General features: G+C 67.0%; 14 protein-coding genes and 1 pseudogene. 6 read left to right on the top strand and 9 right to left on the bottom strand.

Annotated features, from left to right (window positions below):
• Positions 1-521 precede the first annotated feature (521 nt).
• Positions 522-1160 (bottom strand): TetR/AcrR family transcriptional regulator, encoded by a 639-nt coding sequence (locus F3087_RS09440; RefSeq protein WP_150401452.1) that lies wholly within the window; start codon positions 1158-1160, stop codon positions 522-524.
• A gap of 326 nt (positions 1161-1486) precedes the next feature.
• Between F3087_RS09440 and F3087_RS09435 the strand changes: the two genes are divergently transcribed.
• Genes F3087_RS09435 through F3087_RS09425 form a run of 3 tightly spaced genes read left to right on the top strand, consistent with a single transcriptional unit; the run spans position 1487 to position 4303 of the window.
• Complete coding sequence (locus F3087_RS09435) at positions 1487-1990, top strand: VOC family protein (protein ID WP_150401451.1); 504 nt, start codon at positions 1487-1489, stop codon at positions 1988-1990.
• Positions 1981-3426 (top strand): FAD-binding protein, encoded by a 1446-nt coding sequence (locus tag F3087_RS09430; protein WP_150401450.1) that lies wholly within the window; start codon positions 1981-1983, stop codon positions 3424-3426. The genes F3087_RS09435 and F3087_RS09430 overlap by 10 nt, the downstream gene beginning before the upstream one ends.
• Position 3427: 1 nt before the next feature.
• Positions 3428-4303 carry a TIGR03619 family F420-dependent LLM class oxidoreductase gene (locus tag F3087_RS09425; RefSeq protein ID WP_150401449.1) on the top strand — a complete coding sequence of 292 codons (876 nt, stop codon included), beginning with the start codon at positions 3428-3430 and terminating at the stop codon, positions 4301-4303.
• A 513-nt stretch (positions 4304-4816) separates the two neighbouring features.
• Here F3087_RS09425 and F3087_RS46505 read toward each other — a convergent pair.
• The 3 genes and pseudogenes from F3087_RS46505 to F3087_RS09405 form a co-directional block, all read right to left on the bottom strand.
• Positions 4817-5425, bottom strand: a complete 609-nt coding sequence (locus F3087_RS46505; RefSeq protein WP_223884948.1) for a fructosamine kinase family protein — start codon at positions 5423-5425, stop codon at positions 4817-4819.
• A 734-nt stretch (positions 5426-6159) separates the two neighbouring features.
• Positions 6160-6933, bottom strand: a complete 774-nt coding sequence (locus F3087_RS09410) for a helix-turn-helix domain-containing protein (RefSeq protein ID WP_150401448.1) — start codon at positions 6931-6933, stop codon at positions 6160-6162.
• Between the two features lie 134 nt (positions 6934-7067).
• A pseudogene (locus tag F3087_RS09405) lies at positions 7068-8138 on the bottom strand (molybdopterin-dependent oxidoreductase); the annotation flags it as partial.
• Positions 8139-9099: 961 nt separating this feature from the next.
• On the opposite strand from F3087_RS09405, the gene F3087_RS45860 reads away from it, so the two are divergent.
• Positions 9100-9399 carry a hypothetical protein gene (locus F3087_RS45860; protein ID WP_191093865.1) on the top strand — a complete coding sequence of 100 codons (300 nt, stop codon included), beginning with the start codon at positions 9100-9102 and terminating at the stop codon, positions 9397-9399.
• Positions 9400-9595: 196 nt separating this feature from the next.
• Here the strand turns inward: F3087_RS45860 and F3087_RS09395 are convergent, their stop codons facing one another.
• The 4 genes from F3087_RS09395 to F3087_RS09380 form a co-directional block, all read right to left on the bottom strand.
• A complete protein-coding gene (locus F3087_RS09395; RefSeq protein WP_150401447.1) occupies positions 9596-10321 on the bottom strand; it encodes an anti-sigma factor in 726 nt (241 codons plus the stop codon).
• A complete protein-coding gene (gene sigK / locus F3087_RS09390) occupies positions 10321-10983 on the bottom strand; it encodes an ECF RNA polymerase sigma factor SigK (protein ID WP_150401446.1) in 663 nt (220 codons plus the stop codon). The genes F3087_RS09395 and sigK overlap by 1 nt, the downstream gene beginning before the upstream one ends.
• Positions 10984-11098: 115 nt before the next feature.
• Positions 11099-11734, bottom strand: coding sequence for a fasciclin domain-containing protein (locus F3087_RS09385; RefSeq protein ID WP_150401445.1), 636 nt, complete (start codon positions 11732-11734; stop codon positions 11099-11101).
• Positions 11735-11865: 131 nt separating this feature from the next.
• Positions 11866-12060, bottom strand: coding sequence for a hypothetical protein (locus F3087_RS09380; RefSeq protein ID WP_150401444.1), 195 nt, complete (start codon positions 12058-12060; stop codon positions 11866-11868).
• 155 nt (positions 12061-12215) lie between these two features.
• Here F3087_RS09380 and F3087_RS09375 point away from each other — a divergent pair, with 155 nt between their 5' ends.
• Positions 12216-13019, top strand: a complete 804-nt coding sequence (locus F3087_RS09375) for a thioesterase family protein (protein WP_150401443.1) — start codon at positions 12216-12218, stop codon at positions 13017-13019.
• 275 nt (positions 13020-13294) lie between these two features.
• Here the strand turns inward: F3087_RS09375 and F3087_RS09370 are convergent, their stop codons facing one another.
• Entirely contained in the window at positions 13295-13921 is a 627-nt protein-coding gene (locus tag F3087_RS09370; protein WP_150401442.1) for a hypothetical protein, read from the bottom strand.
• A gap of 372 nt (positions 13922-14293) precedes the next feature.
• Between F3087_RS09370 and F3087_RS09365 the strand changes: the two genes are divergently transcribed.
• Positions 14294-14761: an SLOG cluster 4 domain-containing protein gene (locus F3087_RS09365; protein WP_150401441.1), complete on the top strand. Its 468-nt coding sequence runs from the start codon at positions 14294-14296 to the stop codon at positions 14759-14761.
• Positions 14762-14935 lie beyond the last annotated feature (174 nt).

Genomic DNA, 14935 nt, shown 5'->3' with positions numbered 1-14935 from the left:
CACGCCGTTGTCCGTCATAGGAAATGCGCTTATCGCGCCAACGGGCCGCCGACCGTGAGGTCGAAAACGACCCACCTCGATACGAACCTGCGCACTCAACTGCTCGAGCGGCCTCGGTTGTCCACGCCGAATCGAGCACGCGATCCTGACACATCGCCACCACCGGAGACTTCCCGGTCGTTCACGCCGCCTGGTTCCGCCAACTCGGCACCGCCACGCCCTGATAAACCTGGTAGCGGTTGCGCTCCCAGAACTCGCCGAGCTCAAGCCATCCGCCGTGCGACAGATACGGCGGCGTGTGGCGACTCGCTCCGATGCACCGCGCCAGACAGATGCAGCCGACGTTCCCGCACATCTCCTGATTTCTCGCATACCGAATTGCATGCGATTACGTGTGCGGGAAATCAAGAGGTGTGCGGCGGGGGTTGGCTCGGAGACATCTAGCAATGCCGAGCGGGCACGCTAGATCCCTGGACCGGCGGGCACCGCTGTAACGCGGGCTGCCGAAACGTGTCGGCGACTCAGCTGCGGCGGCTGGTGGGCTTGGTGTCGGGGGTGGGCACGGTCAACATGGCGACGATCATGTCGGTGATTTCGGTGGCGTCGTCGGGGTGGGGTTTGCGGATGCCTGCTTCGAGGGTGCGTTCGTAGTCGGCGATGAGCGCGAACATGACTGTGGCCATGGTTTCGAGGCGTTGGCGGCGTCGGCGTTGGGTGAGTTGTGGGAGGGCGGTGGCGAGGCGGGTGGCGATGATGCGGACGGCGGCGCGGTCGGTGCCGGCGAGGCGGCGTGGGTCGGCGACCACGGGGTGGGCGCGCACGACCTCCAGGAAGCGGCCGTAGTGGGTGACATCGTCCTGGGTGATGAGGTCGAGGATCGGTGCGGCGAGCATCGTGACCAGGGTGTTGATCTCGTGTGCGGTGCCGTCGGCCTCGTGTGTGGCGAGTAGGTGCATGCGGCGTTCTTCGAGCCAGTTCATCCGGCGGTCGACTATGGCTTCGATCAGGCCGTGGCGGGAGTCGAAGTAGTAGTGCACCGCGGAGTTGTTGCGGTGACCCGCGGCGGCGGCGATCTCCCGCAGCGGGACCTCGACTCCGCGTTCGGCGATGAGTCGCTCCCCCGCGTCGAGCAGGGACGCGCGCGAATCGGCGATCAGCATAAGTGGACTGTACTAAACCCTGGCCTTGACTGGGTTAAGCACACGTGTTTAGTTGAAGAAGTGGGAAGCGAGCGGGTGCGGGCGAGGATCGGGGCGGAATGCTGCCGAAACCTTGTGGCACAGGGCAATCCCGCGACCGTGTCGAAGTTCGACGCCCGCTGTCGTGCGGATACATCGGCGCCCCGGAGCCGCAATAGGTCCCGCGACCGGTTCGGTGCGGTATTCGGGTTCACGTTGCGAACATCTGCTGCTCACGGTCAGGTCGGGCCGGCATCGGCGGGAAAAGCCCTCGGACTCGGTTACTTCTCGGTGAAGGTGTCCACCCGATGATTGCGGACGGCCCGATCTTTCAGCTGTGCTGGGTGGTGCGGGATATGGCGGCGGCGCAGCGGCAGTTCAGCGATCAGTACGGCGTGCCGAAGTGGTTCACGATTCCGGATGTGCGTTTCGGGCCGGAGTTGTGTGAATTGCGTGGCGCGCCTGCCGATTACACGATCACGGTCGGGCTGGGGTATGCGGGTGGGCAGCAGTTGGAGCTGATCGAGCCGCGCGGTGGGGTCAGTTTGTACAGCGAGCATCTCGATCGGGTCGGGCCCGGACTACATCATGCGGCGTGGGTGCCCGAGGACTTCGACGGTGCGCTCGAGCAGGCGCGGGCGGCGGGGATCGAGGTGCTGGCGCGGGGGAAGTTCGACGGTGTCGGGATGGAGTTCGCCTATCTCGACGGCGGGCCGATCGGGTCGTGCTTCGAGCTGATGCGTCTGTCCGTGGACATGCAGGCGATGTTCGACGCGATGATTCCGGAGGGGTTCGCGAATCCATGGCAGTAGGGACCGAAGTTCCGTGGCTCGCGTCGCGGCCGACCCGATGGGACGAGACCGCGGACGTAGTCGTCGTCGGTTTCGGCATCGCCGGTGCCTGCGCGGCGATCGGCGCGGCCGAGGCGGGCGCGGACGTGCTGATCCTGGAGCGCACCGGCGCCGCGGGCGGGGCATCGGCGCTGGCGGCGGGGCATTTCTATCTCGGCGGCGGCACTCCGGTGCAGCAGGCCACGGGGCACGAGGACAGCTCTGCCGCCATGCGCGACTACCTCACCGCGGTCTCGCCCGACCCGGATCACCTCAAGGTCGACGCCTACTGCGTGGGCAGTGTCGCGCACTTCGCGTGGCTGGAGTCGCAGGGGCTGACCTTCGAGCGGTCGTTCTATCCCGGCAAGGCGGTGGTGCAGCCGGGCACCGAGGGGTTGATGTGGACCGGGAACGAGAAGGTCTCGCCCTATCTGGACCAGGCGCGGCCCGCCCCGCGCGGGCACAAGGTGAATGCGCCTGCCGAGCGTGGCGGTTACGAGGTGATGCGGGTACTCGCCGAGCGGGTGCGTGAGCTCGGCATCCGGGTCCGCTTCGAGACCAAGGTCGATCAGCTTGTCGCCGACGGGGATCGGATCGTCGGAGCGAGCTGGCCCGGCGGCGCGGTATCGGGTGCGGTGGTGCTGGCCGCGGGTGGCTTCGTGATGAATCCCGACATGCTCGCCACCTACACCGCGCGGCTCGCACAGCATTTCCTGCCGCTGGGCGTCCCGACCGACGACGGACTCGGTATCCGGCTCGGCCAATCCGCCGGCGCCGCGACCGCACACATGGACGGCGCGTTCCTCACCGCCTCGTTCTATCCGCCCGACACCCTGCTGCACGGCATCATCGTCAACAAAGCCGGCCAACGCTTCGTCGCCGAGGACTCCTACCACGGACGCACGGCGGGAGCGGTTGTCGCGCAACCGGATTCGACCGCCTACCTGATCGTCGACAGCAAACACATGTCCTGGCCGGAGCTGCCGATGGTGCAGTTCATCGACGGCTGGGAAACGGTCGCGTTGATGGAGTCCGCGCTCGACATCCCGGTCGGCGCACTCCAGGAAACCCTGGCCAACTACAACGTCGCCGCGGCCGACGAGCACGACCCCGAGCTCGGCAAGCATCCGGACTGGATCACCCCGCTGACCGAAGGCCCTTGGGGCGCTTTCGATTTGACCCCGGGCGCGGCAACCTACGTCGGCTTCACCCTCGGCGGACTCAGCACCACCGTCGACGGCGAGGTGCTCCGAACCGACGGATCGACCATCGAGGGGCTGTACGCCGCCGGCGCCTGCGCGTCCAACATCGCGCAGGACACCGGCGGCTATTCGAGTGGAACCTGTCTCGGTGAGGGCTCGTTCTTCGGGCGCCGCGCCGGGGCGCACGCGGCGCTACGGCGCCAGGAAGGCGACTGATATGCGCTTCACCTATGCCGAGACCATGACCGACCCGTCGTACTACGTCCCATTGGCGCGCGCCGCCGAGGAAGCCGGGTACACGTCCATGACGGTCGCCGACAGCATCGCCTATCCGCGCGACTCCGACGCCAAGTATCCGTACACCCCCGACGGGAATCGGGAGTTCCTCGAGGACAAGCCGTTCATCGAGGCGTTCGTGCTCAGCGCGGCGATGGCGGCGGCGACCACGACCCTGCGGTTCACGCCGTTCGTGCTGAAGTTGCCGATCCGTCCGCCGGTGCTGGTCGCCAAGCAGACCGCGTCGGTGGCGGCGTTGAGCGGCAATCGGTTCGGGCTCGGGGTGGGGATCAGTCCGTGGCCCGATGACTTCGAGATCATGGATGTGCCGTTCGAGAAGCGGGGGGCGCGGATGGACGAGTGCATCGACATCGTGCGCGGGCTGACCGCCGGCGGGTACTTCGAGTTCCACGGTGAGTTCTACGATTTTCCGCCGATCAAGATCAGCCCCGTGTCGACCGAGCCGGTGCCGATTCTCATCGGCGGGCACAGCAAGCCCGCGCTGCGGCGTGCGGCGCAACGCGGCGACGGTTGGATGCACGCGGGCGGTGACGGGGCCGAACTCGACAAGCTGCTGGTCGAATTGGATGCCCTGCGTGCCGAATACGGGACCCGGAAGGATTTCGAGGTCCACGTGATCTCCCTCGACGGATTCACCTTCGACGGCATCAAACGACTCGAAGACAAAGGCGTCACCGACGTCATAGTCGGCTTCCGCCTCCCGTACACCCTCGAACAAGACACCGAACCCCTCGACACCAAGATCGCCAACCTGTCCCGGTTCGCGGAGAAGGTCATGTCGCGCGTCGCGAGTTGAACGCTAACGCCACACCGGTGGGGACTACTCGCGAAACACCGCCACGTGCCGCCGAGCATGAACGGCCATGTCCCGTCACCAATCGGGACATGGCCGCGGCGAATGGACCGCCGTCCGGTCCCGCCAGTGGCTCACCCCTATGGAAGCCGGAAGACCCCCTCGGTGACCGGGACATAGCAGCGGAATCGTGCGAGTAACCGCTCCACCATGTCCCGCTCACCGATCGGGCTACCACCCAACGGAACATGGCTGCGCCGACACACCGATAACAGCGCCGCCAAGTCCCGCTCGCTGGTCAAGATGCCGCCGGACGGGGACATGGTCGCACTCGCCCGCCCACGGCTGCACCGTGTCCCGCTCACGAGTCGAGCTGCCGTCGAACGGGACACGGCTGTACGGACACGCCGGCAGCAGCACCGTCAAGTCCCACTCGGCGGTGTGGCTGCTGTCGATCGGGACTTGGTGGCAGTGACACGCCGGTGGGCGCTCCGTGATGTCCCGCTCGGTGAGCGGTTAGCTCGCTAGGGCCGCGCTTGCCGCGGTGAGGGTTTGGGAGCGGTAGCTGGGGCCGAATAGGACCACGTGGATCAGTAGGTGGTGGAGTTGGTGGAGGGGGGTGCGGGTGCGCCAGCCTTCGGCGAGGGGGTGGGTTTCGTTGTAGGTGGCGCGGATTCGGTCCAGGTGTGGGGCGCCGAAGAGGGCGAGCATGGCGAGGTCGGTTTCGCGGTGGCCGGCGTGGGCGGCGGGGTCGATGAGGAGGGCGCGGTCGGTGGTCCAGAGGATGTTGCCGGACCAGAGGTCGCCGTGGATGCGGGCGGGTGGTTCCGGTGGGCCGGCGAGGGTGTCGATGCGGTCGATTACCTTTTCGATCAGGTGGATTCCGTCGGGGCCGAGGTGGGGTGCGGCTTGTGGGAGGTATGGGGCGAGTCTGCGTTCGGCGTACCACTTCGCCCATGGACCCGGTGACGGTGTGTTGTCCAAGGGCAATTCGGCGATCCAGCCCTCCCAGGGTGCACCGAACTCGTTCGCTGAATTCGCGTGCAGCGCCGCCAGTTCCCTGCCGAATCGCTCAGCGGCGGCCGATGTCGGGCCGACCTCTTCGAGCCAGGGCAGTGCGATCATCCGGTCATCCGCGGCCAACACCGCGGGCAGCAATTCGGATGCAGGGCGGGATCGCTCGGCGACAGGCACGCCCCCGTCAGCGCGGTCGAGATAATCAGACCGGGTCGAACGCCGGGCTCGACGATCACGATCACGATCACGGCTCGGCTCGACCCGATCGACCGTTTGATTCGGCGCGGCCGAGTCATCGCTCGACCTGGCCGACGACAGGCGAGGCTCGGGTTCACCCGTCGCGCGAAGCTTGGATCCATCCGTCAGGTGAGGCTTGGGTTCACCCGTCAGGTGAGGCTCGGATCCATCCGTCAGGTGAGCCTCAGATCCACGCGTCAGGTGAGCCTCAGATCCACGCATCGGGTGAGCCTCGGATCCACGCATCGGCGGATCGGCCGATGCACGGCCGGACTCCCATCCCGCAGCGCGTGCACCCGTCGGTTCGAGCGGCGTGAATTGCGCTCCAGCTGCGACTGTCCGGTCAACCTTCGCGGCAGTCGCATCAAACGGCTCACGTGATCCTTGGCGTTCGTCAGGCACATCCGGGATCGCGCCGGTGGCAAGCCAACGCAGACCTTCGGCTTCCGCGATGAAGATCGTGCTCGGCTCGGTGGATGCTTTGACGAAGACTATGCGGCCGTCGACCAAGGTGGCGCGGTGCAGCGTCCACGCGTGACTGGCCCCGAGGTCGGTGACCGCGTGAACCGGGACGCCCAGGAGTGCGCCGAGGTGCTCGGCGACGTTCATGGGGCGGTGAGGCGCTTCATCGTGTCTTCGTCGGCGGGGAAGAACGATTCGATGGCGAGCTCGGCGACGGTGACGTTCATCGGGGTGCCGAAGACGGTGGTGACGCTGATGAACGACAGTTCGTTGCCGTCGTGCAGAAAACGCAGCGGGACGACGGACTGGTCGGGTTCGGGTAGTGCCGGGTCGATTTCGTCGCCGGGATAGGCGAGCAGTTCGTCACGCAGCTCGACCAGGTCGGGTGAGCCGGTGACCTCGATCTGGCGAGACAGCCGGGCGAACACGTGACCGCGCCACTCCGCGAGGTTGACGATCTGCCCCGCCATACCGTCGGGATGCAGGCTCAACCGCAGGGCGTTCACCGGCGGGGTCAGCAGGGCGGGATCGATGCCGGACAGCAGCACCGCGACACCGCTGTTCGCGTCGATCATGGTCCAGCTCTGATCGATGGCCAGCGCGGGATACGGCTGGTGGCCGACGAGGATCTGCCGCATAGTCCGGCGGATCGCGTCCATCGCGGGCGTATCGAGCGACGGTTCGGCGTAGGCCGGTGCGTAACCCGCCGCGAGTAGCAGCCGATTGCGTTCGCGCAGTGGGATTTCCAGGTGCTCACTCAGATGGAACAGCATCGTCCGGCTAGGCGTGGCGCGACCGGTCTCGATGAAACTCAGATGCCGGGCCGACGTCTCCGCCCGTCCCGCCAATTCCAGCTGACTGAGCCTGCGCTCGAGCCGCCAATGTCGCAGCAGATCACCTGCCGTTTGCGTACTCACTCCCCGATCCTACGAACAACGCGGCAGCACGACGATTACCTCGCAGGTAATGATCGGCAGCACCGCCATCGACGGACCACAGACTGACACGCTGCCGGTGGAACCTCGGGGCGGCGGTTGGTTCGCGTGCCGAGTCAGTTGACGGTGATGACGCGGCTGTGCCAGCCGGTGGAGCCGTCAGGGAAGGGTGGGGTGCGGGTGTCGGTTTGGGGGGCGCCGGTGCGGTCGGTGGCGCGGACTCGGAGGGTGTGGGGGCCGGGGGCTGCGGTCCAGCGCCACGTCCATTGGCGCCAGGTGTCAGTGGAGTATTCGTCGGCGAGGGTGGCCGGTTGCCAGGGTTGGTTGTCGACTTGGACTTCGACGGTGTCGATGCCGCGGTGCTGAGCCCAGGCCACGCCGGCGACGACGACCTCGCCGGCGGGGATGGTGGCGAAGGCGGCGGGGACGTCGATGCGCGAGGCGGTTTTGATGGGAGCTTGTGCGCCCCAGCCGCGGTCGGTCCAGTAGGCCTTGGCGCGGTCGAAGCGGGTGAGTTCGAGGTCGATGACCCATTTGGTGGCGGAGACGTAGCCGTAGAGGCCGGGCACGATCAGTCGCGCGGGGTAGCCGTGGGCGATCGGCAGTGGTTCGCCGTTCATGCCGATCGCCAGCAGGGCGTCGCGGCCGTCGGTGACCGCGGAAACCGGTGTGCTCGCGGTGAATCCGTCGACGCTGCGGGACAGGAGCATGTCGGATTCGGGGTGCACGCCCACCTCGGCGAGCAGGTCGGCCAGGGGGTATCCGGTCCAGACCGCGGTGCCCGCCAAGTCGCCGCCGACCTCGTTGGACACGCAGGTCATGGTGATCAGCCGTTCGACCGGTGTCCTTCGACGCAGCTGGTCGAAGTCCAATTCGATGGGGCGATCGACCATTCCGTGGATCCGCAGTCGCCAGTCGCCGCTCGTCAATGCGGGGAGTTGTAGTGCGGTGTCGACTCGATAGAAGCGATCGTTCGGTGTGACGAACTCCGACAGACCTGGAACCGACGGCCGCACACCGGGTCCCGCGGCGGGCGCGGGGACTGCCGCCCGCGGGACCACGAACCCCGCCCGATCGGCCACCACATCGTGCAACCGCGCCCCGATCCACTTCCCAGCAACCGCCGCCCCCGCAGCCAAGGCGCCAACTCCCGCAGCCATCGCCAGAAACCGTCGCCGCGAAGCACCTTCACCAGGCGAGCGCTTCCCACCGCCTGAGCCGGGATCGCGGGGCCCGCCCGGATCCAAGTTGCGCCGAACCCCACGATCACCGCTGACCGGTGCCGAGTGCCGTCCGGTACCCGGCGCGTGTTCATCGTCCACCGCAGAGCGGGGCCTAGCGCCCTCCATCGCGTTGTGGTCCCCTACGGACTTGTCATTCGCCGCCGCATCACCGTTCGCCGCCGCATCACCATTCGCCGCACGTCCGACACCACCCTCGGCATCGCCGTTCACTCCCGCGACTCCGCCCGCCCCGCGCCCGGCACCAACCTCGGCATCACCGCTTACCCCTGCAACGCTCCCTACCCCACGCGTGGTACCAGTTTCAGCATCACTGCTCGCTCCCGCAACGCTGCCCACCCCACGGCCATCACCAGCTTCAGCGTCGCCGCTCGCTCCCGCAACGCTCCACTTTGTATGTCCATCACCGGCTTCGGCGTCACCACTCGCTACCTGACGAGCCCGCGCCTCCGCGCTGCCGAACGCTGCCGACCCAGCATTGGCCGCAGATTGCCGGCCTCCCCCGGGCCGGGTCTGGTCGTTCGACTCCGGGTCGTGCGGATCATCAGTCGGCGCGTAACGGTTCAGTCGAGTACGCCACCATCTCGTGCGGCCTGAGTCCGGACTGCGACGAACCGCATGATCACCGTCGACCGGCGACGAGTGCCGCCTGGTATCCAGCTCTTGTTCACCGTCGGCCGGAGAGTGAGGCCCCACTCCAAGATCGCCGTTCGACTGCGCCGCATGCCGTCCCGTACTCGGTACGGGCGCTCCACTTACCTCTGAATCACCCCGCACACCATCATTCCAATGTGGAGCAGTCGACCGGCCGCCGCCCCGCGTGGCCGCGCTCGATGGAGCGCTGCCAGAAGTCACCGTCGCCGCCGACTCCGCACTGAGCCGATGACCACCGTCCGGGATCTGCCGGATGAGCACTCGCATCACGACCACACCGGCGATCACGCCGACGAGTGCCGGTACAGCGAACCATGTTGTGGCCGTTGGCCGTTGCAACGCGGCCACCACCACCACACCACCCAGCAACACCAGCAATGCACTGCCCAGCGGGCGTCGTCGCTCCACAATGCCGAGGATCGCCGCGAATACGATCATCACCGTGCCCATCGACACGAACAACGCCAGCTTGTCATTGCTGCCGAATCGGCGAATCGCCTCATCTTTCAACGCATGTGGCGTATGGTCGACCACTGCGGCACCCATCGCGTAGAACGGCGAGGCCGCCGGATCGATGAACGCGGCGACCAGATGACCGACGCCGAGCACTGTGAGCGCGGCCAAGACCCCCGTCAGTGCCGCAGCAGCCAGGTTGACGACCCGTTTCGGGCGTGCTTGTCCCACAACTTGTTTCATCGCAGATTCCCTATCGTCGGGATGGAAGCTGCGACGCGTGCGAAGCAGCTGGGTCAGGTGAGGTTTACGCTCGCGATCACGGAACCCGTAGGCGTCGGAGAACCGGAAACGGGTTCGACCGTGATGGCCAACGTGTCCACGGCATCGAAGCGAGTCACCATGGCCGGACCGCTGGCCGGCACCTCGGTCATCACCGCGGCAGAGCGTGCGGCCCCACCGAGCGGAATCAACCACACCTGATACGAGTGATTCGACGGCGGAGCGGACACGGACTCGAAACTCACTGTCGCGGCAGAGATCCGGGCCGAAGTACGAACGGTGAGCGTGCCGCCGCCGGCCACCGGAACCGACTTCACCATCACATCGGGCTGTTCGAGCACCATCTGCGCGGTGAGCCCGGTCGGACCGGAATCGGCGGAGCGGTACACGACCACGCCGACGCCGGCGCCGATCGCCACAACCACCGCGGCGGCGGCCGCCAACCACCGCACCCGCTCGAACCTGTTGCGAGACTTCACCGTTCCCCTGGTCGCCTCGTCCAGCGCCCGCAACAACGTCGTCTCCAATGTGGCCGGCGGCGCGGTCGCATCGAGTACGGTGAGTGCGGCCAACGTCTCCCGCACTCCGGAAACAATGGCGGCGAAGGCATTCGCGGTATCCTGATCGGCATCGCGCAACCGATGTTCGATGGTGCGTCGCTCGAGCTCGGCGACCGCGTCCATCGCGTACGGGTAGGCCAGGTCGAGCAGGTCCGCGCCGGGCCGCTCGGGGTCGGTCATCAGGTATCACTTCCTGTCAGGCAGTTCTCGAGCCGCTTCAATCCATCCCGGATCCGGGTCTTGATGGTGGGCAACGGGACCTCGAGGTGATCAGCGACCTCGCTGTAGGTGCGGCCGCTGTAATACGCCAGCGCGACCGCCTCCCGCTGGATAGCGGTCAACGTCTCCAGACAGTCGAGCACCGACTGCTCGTCGAGCAGCTGCCCGACCTCCTCGGCGACGACATCGTGATCGCGGCCCAGATTGGCTTGGCCGTAAGCGATGTCGCGGCTGGCGGCAGACTGCTCGCGCCGCACCCGGTCGACCGCCCGCCGGTGGGTCAGCATCATCAGCCAACCCATCGGACTGGACAGCTTGCGGTCATACCCCGACGCGAGCGACCACGCCTGCAGGTACACCTCCTGGGTGATCTCCTCCGCCGCCGCGTGACCACGCAGAATACGCAGCGCCAAACCGAACACCCGGTGGCTGGTCGCCCGATAGAACTCGGTGAAGGCATCGCGATCGCCGCCCCCGATCGCGTCGAGTAGCTCGACCAGCCGCCGGGACCGCGCGGCCTCCTCCGGATCCACGCCGGTCGAGCACGACGGCGTCACCGGCGCTCCGCCCTCGCCGGTGTTGCGGCGCAGGCGGATCGCGGCGAGCTTCGGCTCATTCGGCATGCGTACCTCCGCATCGATCGCTGACAGGGACAAATCTGGAATGGATCTGCGGCAGCAACACGGCGAGCACGACTCCTGAAGGGGAAGGACCATTCCGAACTACGGTGTGGCGAGGTTACGCGGCCGGCGGCATCAACACGGTATCGATCATGTACACCGTCGCATTTGCCGTCTTCACTCCGCCGCAAATCACCGAGGCATTACCCACTTTGATGTCATCTCCACTCCGGGTGACCGTCACATTTCCGCCCTCGACGGTCTTGTGCGTGCCGGCGATCTTGTCCGGGGTGACCTGGCCCGGCACCACGTGATAGGTCAGGATCTTGGTGAGCGTGGCCGAGTCGGTCTTCAGCGAGTCAACCGTGGCCGGATCGATCTTCGCGAACGCGGCGTCGACCGGCGCGAACACGGTGAACTGGCCACCGTTGAGCGTGTCGACCAGATTCACCTGCGGATTGAGCTTGCCGGACACCGCGGCGACCAACGTGGTCAGCAGCGGATTGTTGGAGGCCGCCGTGGCGACCGGATCCATGGCCATGCCACTGACCGAGCCGGCGCCGGTCGGCACCTGCTGGGCGTAAGCCTTGCAGCCGGAGCCGACCAGATCGCCCGATGCGGCGGTGGACGAGGTGGTCATCGCGGCGGACGCGGAGGGAGCCGCGGTCTTGTCGTCGGACTTGTTGTCGCTCGAACAGGCCGAGGCACCCACCAACGCGGTCAGCATCATCGCCGCCACAACCGAACGTCGCATAACAGTCATCGTTGTCTTTCGCTTCCGTCGATACGGCTCGAAGCCGTGCTGGGGATTGGACGGAACGGAATTCGCCTGGATCGCCGAACCGGATGGGTCGGATTCAGTACGAATTTTCCGGCGGTCCGTAGCTACCGGACAGCACGCGGATCGAGGACCATCGACCCGGACTGCACGAGGATGCCGCGGGCGCGTCGGCGGACCCGGCAGGTGTCGACCGAACAGTCCAGGTGGATCTGCATCGCTCGATGCGCGCGGGCCGCGGACATCGGGCCGGGATCCACCCGGCAATCAGCGATATCGGTGTTCATGGCAAATGTCTGCATCTGTCTCCCTTTCGCCGGGGCGCTCGTGAGCGCACATCCAATAGCCGTACCGGTAGTTCGCGCTGCAACCAGCAACGGACTGGCTAGCTTTTGCGGAACAGGACACGGCCGCAGGCGCGCTCGCTCATGTCCCGTTCGGCAGGCAAGATCGTGGGATGACTACTACGGCAGGTTTCGTGTTCGACAGCGATACGGCCAGCGAACGGGTCGGGGAGCACGAGTTCGCGCTCACGCTGTCGGACCGGTGGACCACCTTCATCAGCACAACGAATGGAGGGTATCTGCTGGCTACCTGTTTACAGGCGTTGCGCCACGAGTTCCCGCACCCCGATTTGCTTTCCGCCTCCGCGCATTTCCTGCGACCGGGCGGTCCCGGGCCGGCCCGGATCACCACCGAGGTGGCGCGGGTCGGGCGGCGCACCGCGACCGGGCAGGCGAGCATGCTGCGCGACGGCAAGGAAATCCTGCGGGTGCTGGCCACATTCACCGATCTGGCGGCGGCCGAGGGGCCGACGCTGGTCAACGGCAAACCGCCGGCATTGCCCGCGCCGCAGGATTGTGTCGACCCGTTCGCCGAGTATCCGCGGCAGCGGCCCACGATCTCCGAGCGGACCGAGACGCGGATGGCGGAGGTGCCCGGGTTCTGGCGTGGCAGTCCGGGAGGTGCCACCACCGTCGAATTCTGGATGCGGCTGGCGGATGGGCGGGAGGCCGATCCGATCGCGCTGGCGTTTCTGGTCGATGCGGTCGCGCCGGTGGTGTTCGATCTCGGGATTCCGGGGTCGTCGACCATCGAGCTCACCGTGCATATCCGGGCCCGGCCCGCTCCGGGGTGGCTGGCGTGCCGGGTCACGACGAATTATCTGATGGACGGGTTTCACGAGGAAGACTTCGAGATCTGGGACAGCACAGGGACTTTGGTCGCGCAGTCGCGGCAGTTGGCGATCGTTTCGACGTAGTCGCCGTCTTGTTCGTCGGGCGGCGTCGCTGCGATCCGCATCGTTCGCTCCGGAACCAAGGCTTGGGTGGACCTACGGCAGTGGTCATCACCGCAGTGCTTGATCGCTCGTCGGGTGCGCTCTTACTTCGGCGGTCCGATCACGTAGGGGGTCCGATCACGTCAGCGATGCGATCACGTCAGCGATGCGATCACGTCAGCGATGCGATCACGTCAGCGATGCGATCACGTCAGCGATGCTATCACGTCGGAGGTGCGATCACGTCGGAGGTGCGATCACGTGGGGGGTGCGATCTTCACGATTGATACAGCGCCCGGTGCGGCTGTGACCGATACGAACTGGCGGTAGGTGCGCACGGCGGCGTCGGGGCGGATTTCGGTGATCACCACATCGAAGCGGCCGTCCGCCATGGGGGTGATGATCACGCAGTGCTGGGTGCCTGCCGGGACGGATTTGATGCCCGCGTTGATCACATCTACCGGTGGTACCGACGCGTCGGTCGTCGTGACCGCGCGGGCGTCGGCGCCCGATCTCGCGACGTAGTAGGCGTATTGGAAGGCCAGGATGACGTCCGGGCCGGAGGTGGTCGAGCCGGTTCCGTTGCCGCGCACCAACTGTTCGCTCCTGGTCGGCTGACAGCCGGGGCCACCGCCGAGGACCGGATCGGAGTACGTGGCCGACTGGCGCGGGGTGCTCGCCGACGCCGTGTACACCATGACCACCGCCACCGCGGCCACCGATCCGACCACCGCGGCCGACCCCACCAGCCACGGTCGATTCCGGCGTTGCGCATGCCAGCGTTGCGGGCGCGGCGGCGGAATCATCCCCGGCCACAACGGAACCGCCTTGTGCCGCCCGCGGTGCGCGGCGGAACTCCCCCCGGAAACGTTGGACGACGACATAGTTCCGCCGCACCCCCTTAACCGGTGCCTACTCAGCGCTGCGAGACACCCCTCAATGCCGTTGCGCAGTAACAACATTGCACACCTTGGGCCGGCATGCTGGTCGAATGGGAGACAGACCGGAGCGCCGGTTTCGGTGCGGTGCCAGGATTGCCGGAAGCCCCCTGGTCGCAGCTATCGCGCCACCGCCCAGCATCCTCTGGCGTCATGGCCTCACCTACCCGCCCACTCCCCGCCGGCGCATCGATACGCTCCGAGTGGGACATGGTGGTGGCAACGGTCGAGTAACCGCACGGAAGTGTCCCGTTCGGCGCACCGTGGCGCATGGCTTACCGGTCGAGGGAATGAACTTCGCGATTCGGGGAGGTGGCGATGCAGGTTGCGGTGTGCGGACCGAGGGAGTGCAGTGCGGTCGAGAGCGAGCAGGCGCGACTGGTCGGTCGGCTGTTGGCGGAGGCCGGGGTGACCGTGTTGTGCGGCGGAGGTACCGGCGTGATGGCCGCGGTGGCCGAAGGAGCGTCCGGCGCGGGCGGGCTCGTGATCGGCGTGCGACCCGACACCGACCGAGATGCGGTGTGCGCCGGGTTGTCCGCGGTCCTGTTCACCGACATGGGCGAGGCCCGCAACGCGATCCTCATCGCCTCCGCCGACGCGGTGATCATCATCGGCGGCTCCTGGGGGACCCTCTCCGAACTCGCCCTCGCCCGCCGCCGCGGCGGCATCCCGGTCATCTCCCTCGGCGGCTGGCAACTCCTCGACGCCGACGGAACCCCGCTAGCGGCAACCATCCCCGCCACCGACCCCGCCGACGCGGTCGCCCGCGCACTCGCGACTGCCTGACGGCGAGAAACATCGCGCCGCCGTCAGCGAAGTAAGGACCGGCAGGCGCTCGGCGTCCAAGGGCGAACAGCGTTGCCCAGACCGACTCTCAGACGACTCGAACACCGGCCGTACCGGCAACCTCGCATCGTCGGCGGATTTCATCGCAGCGTTGATCACCGGCAAATGGTGGCC

Origin of the sequence: Nocardia colli, from assembly GCF_008704205.1 — a bacterium.
GTDB lineage: Bacteria > Actinomycetota > Actinomycetes > Mycobacteriales > Mycobacteriaceae > Nocardia > Nocardia colli.
The sequence above is the reverse complement of the archived record's forward strand: the minus strand, read 5'-3'. Positions and strand labels throughout refer to the sequence as shown.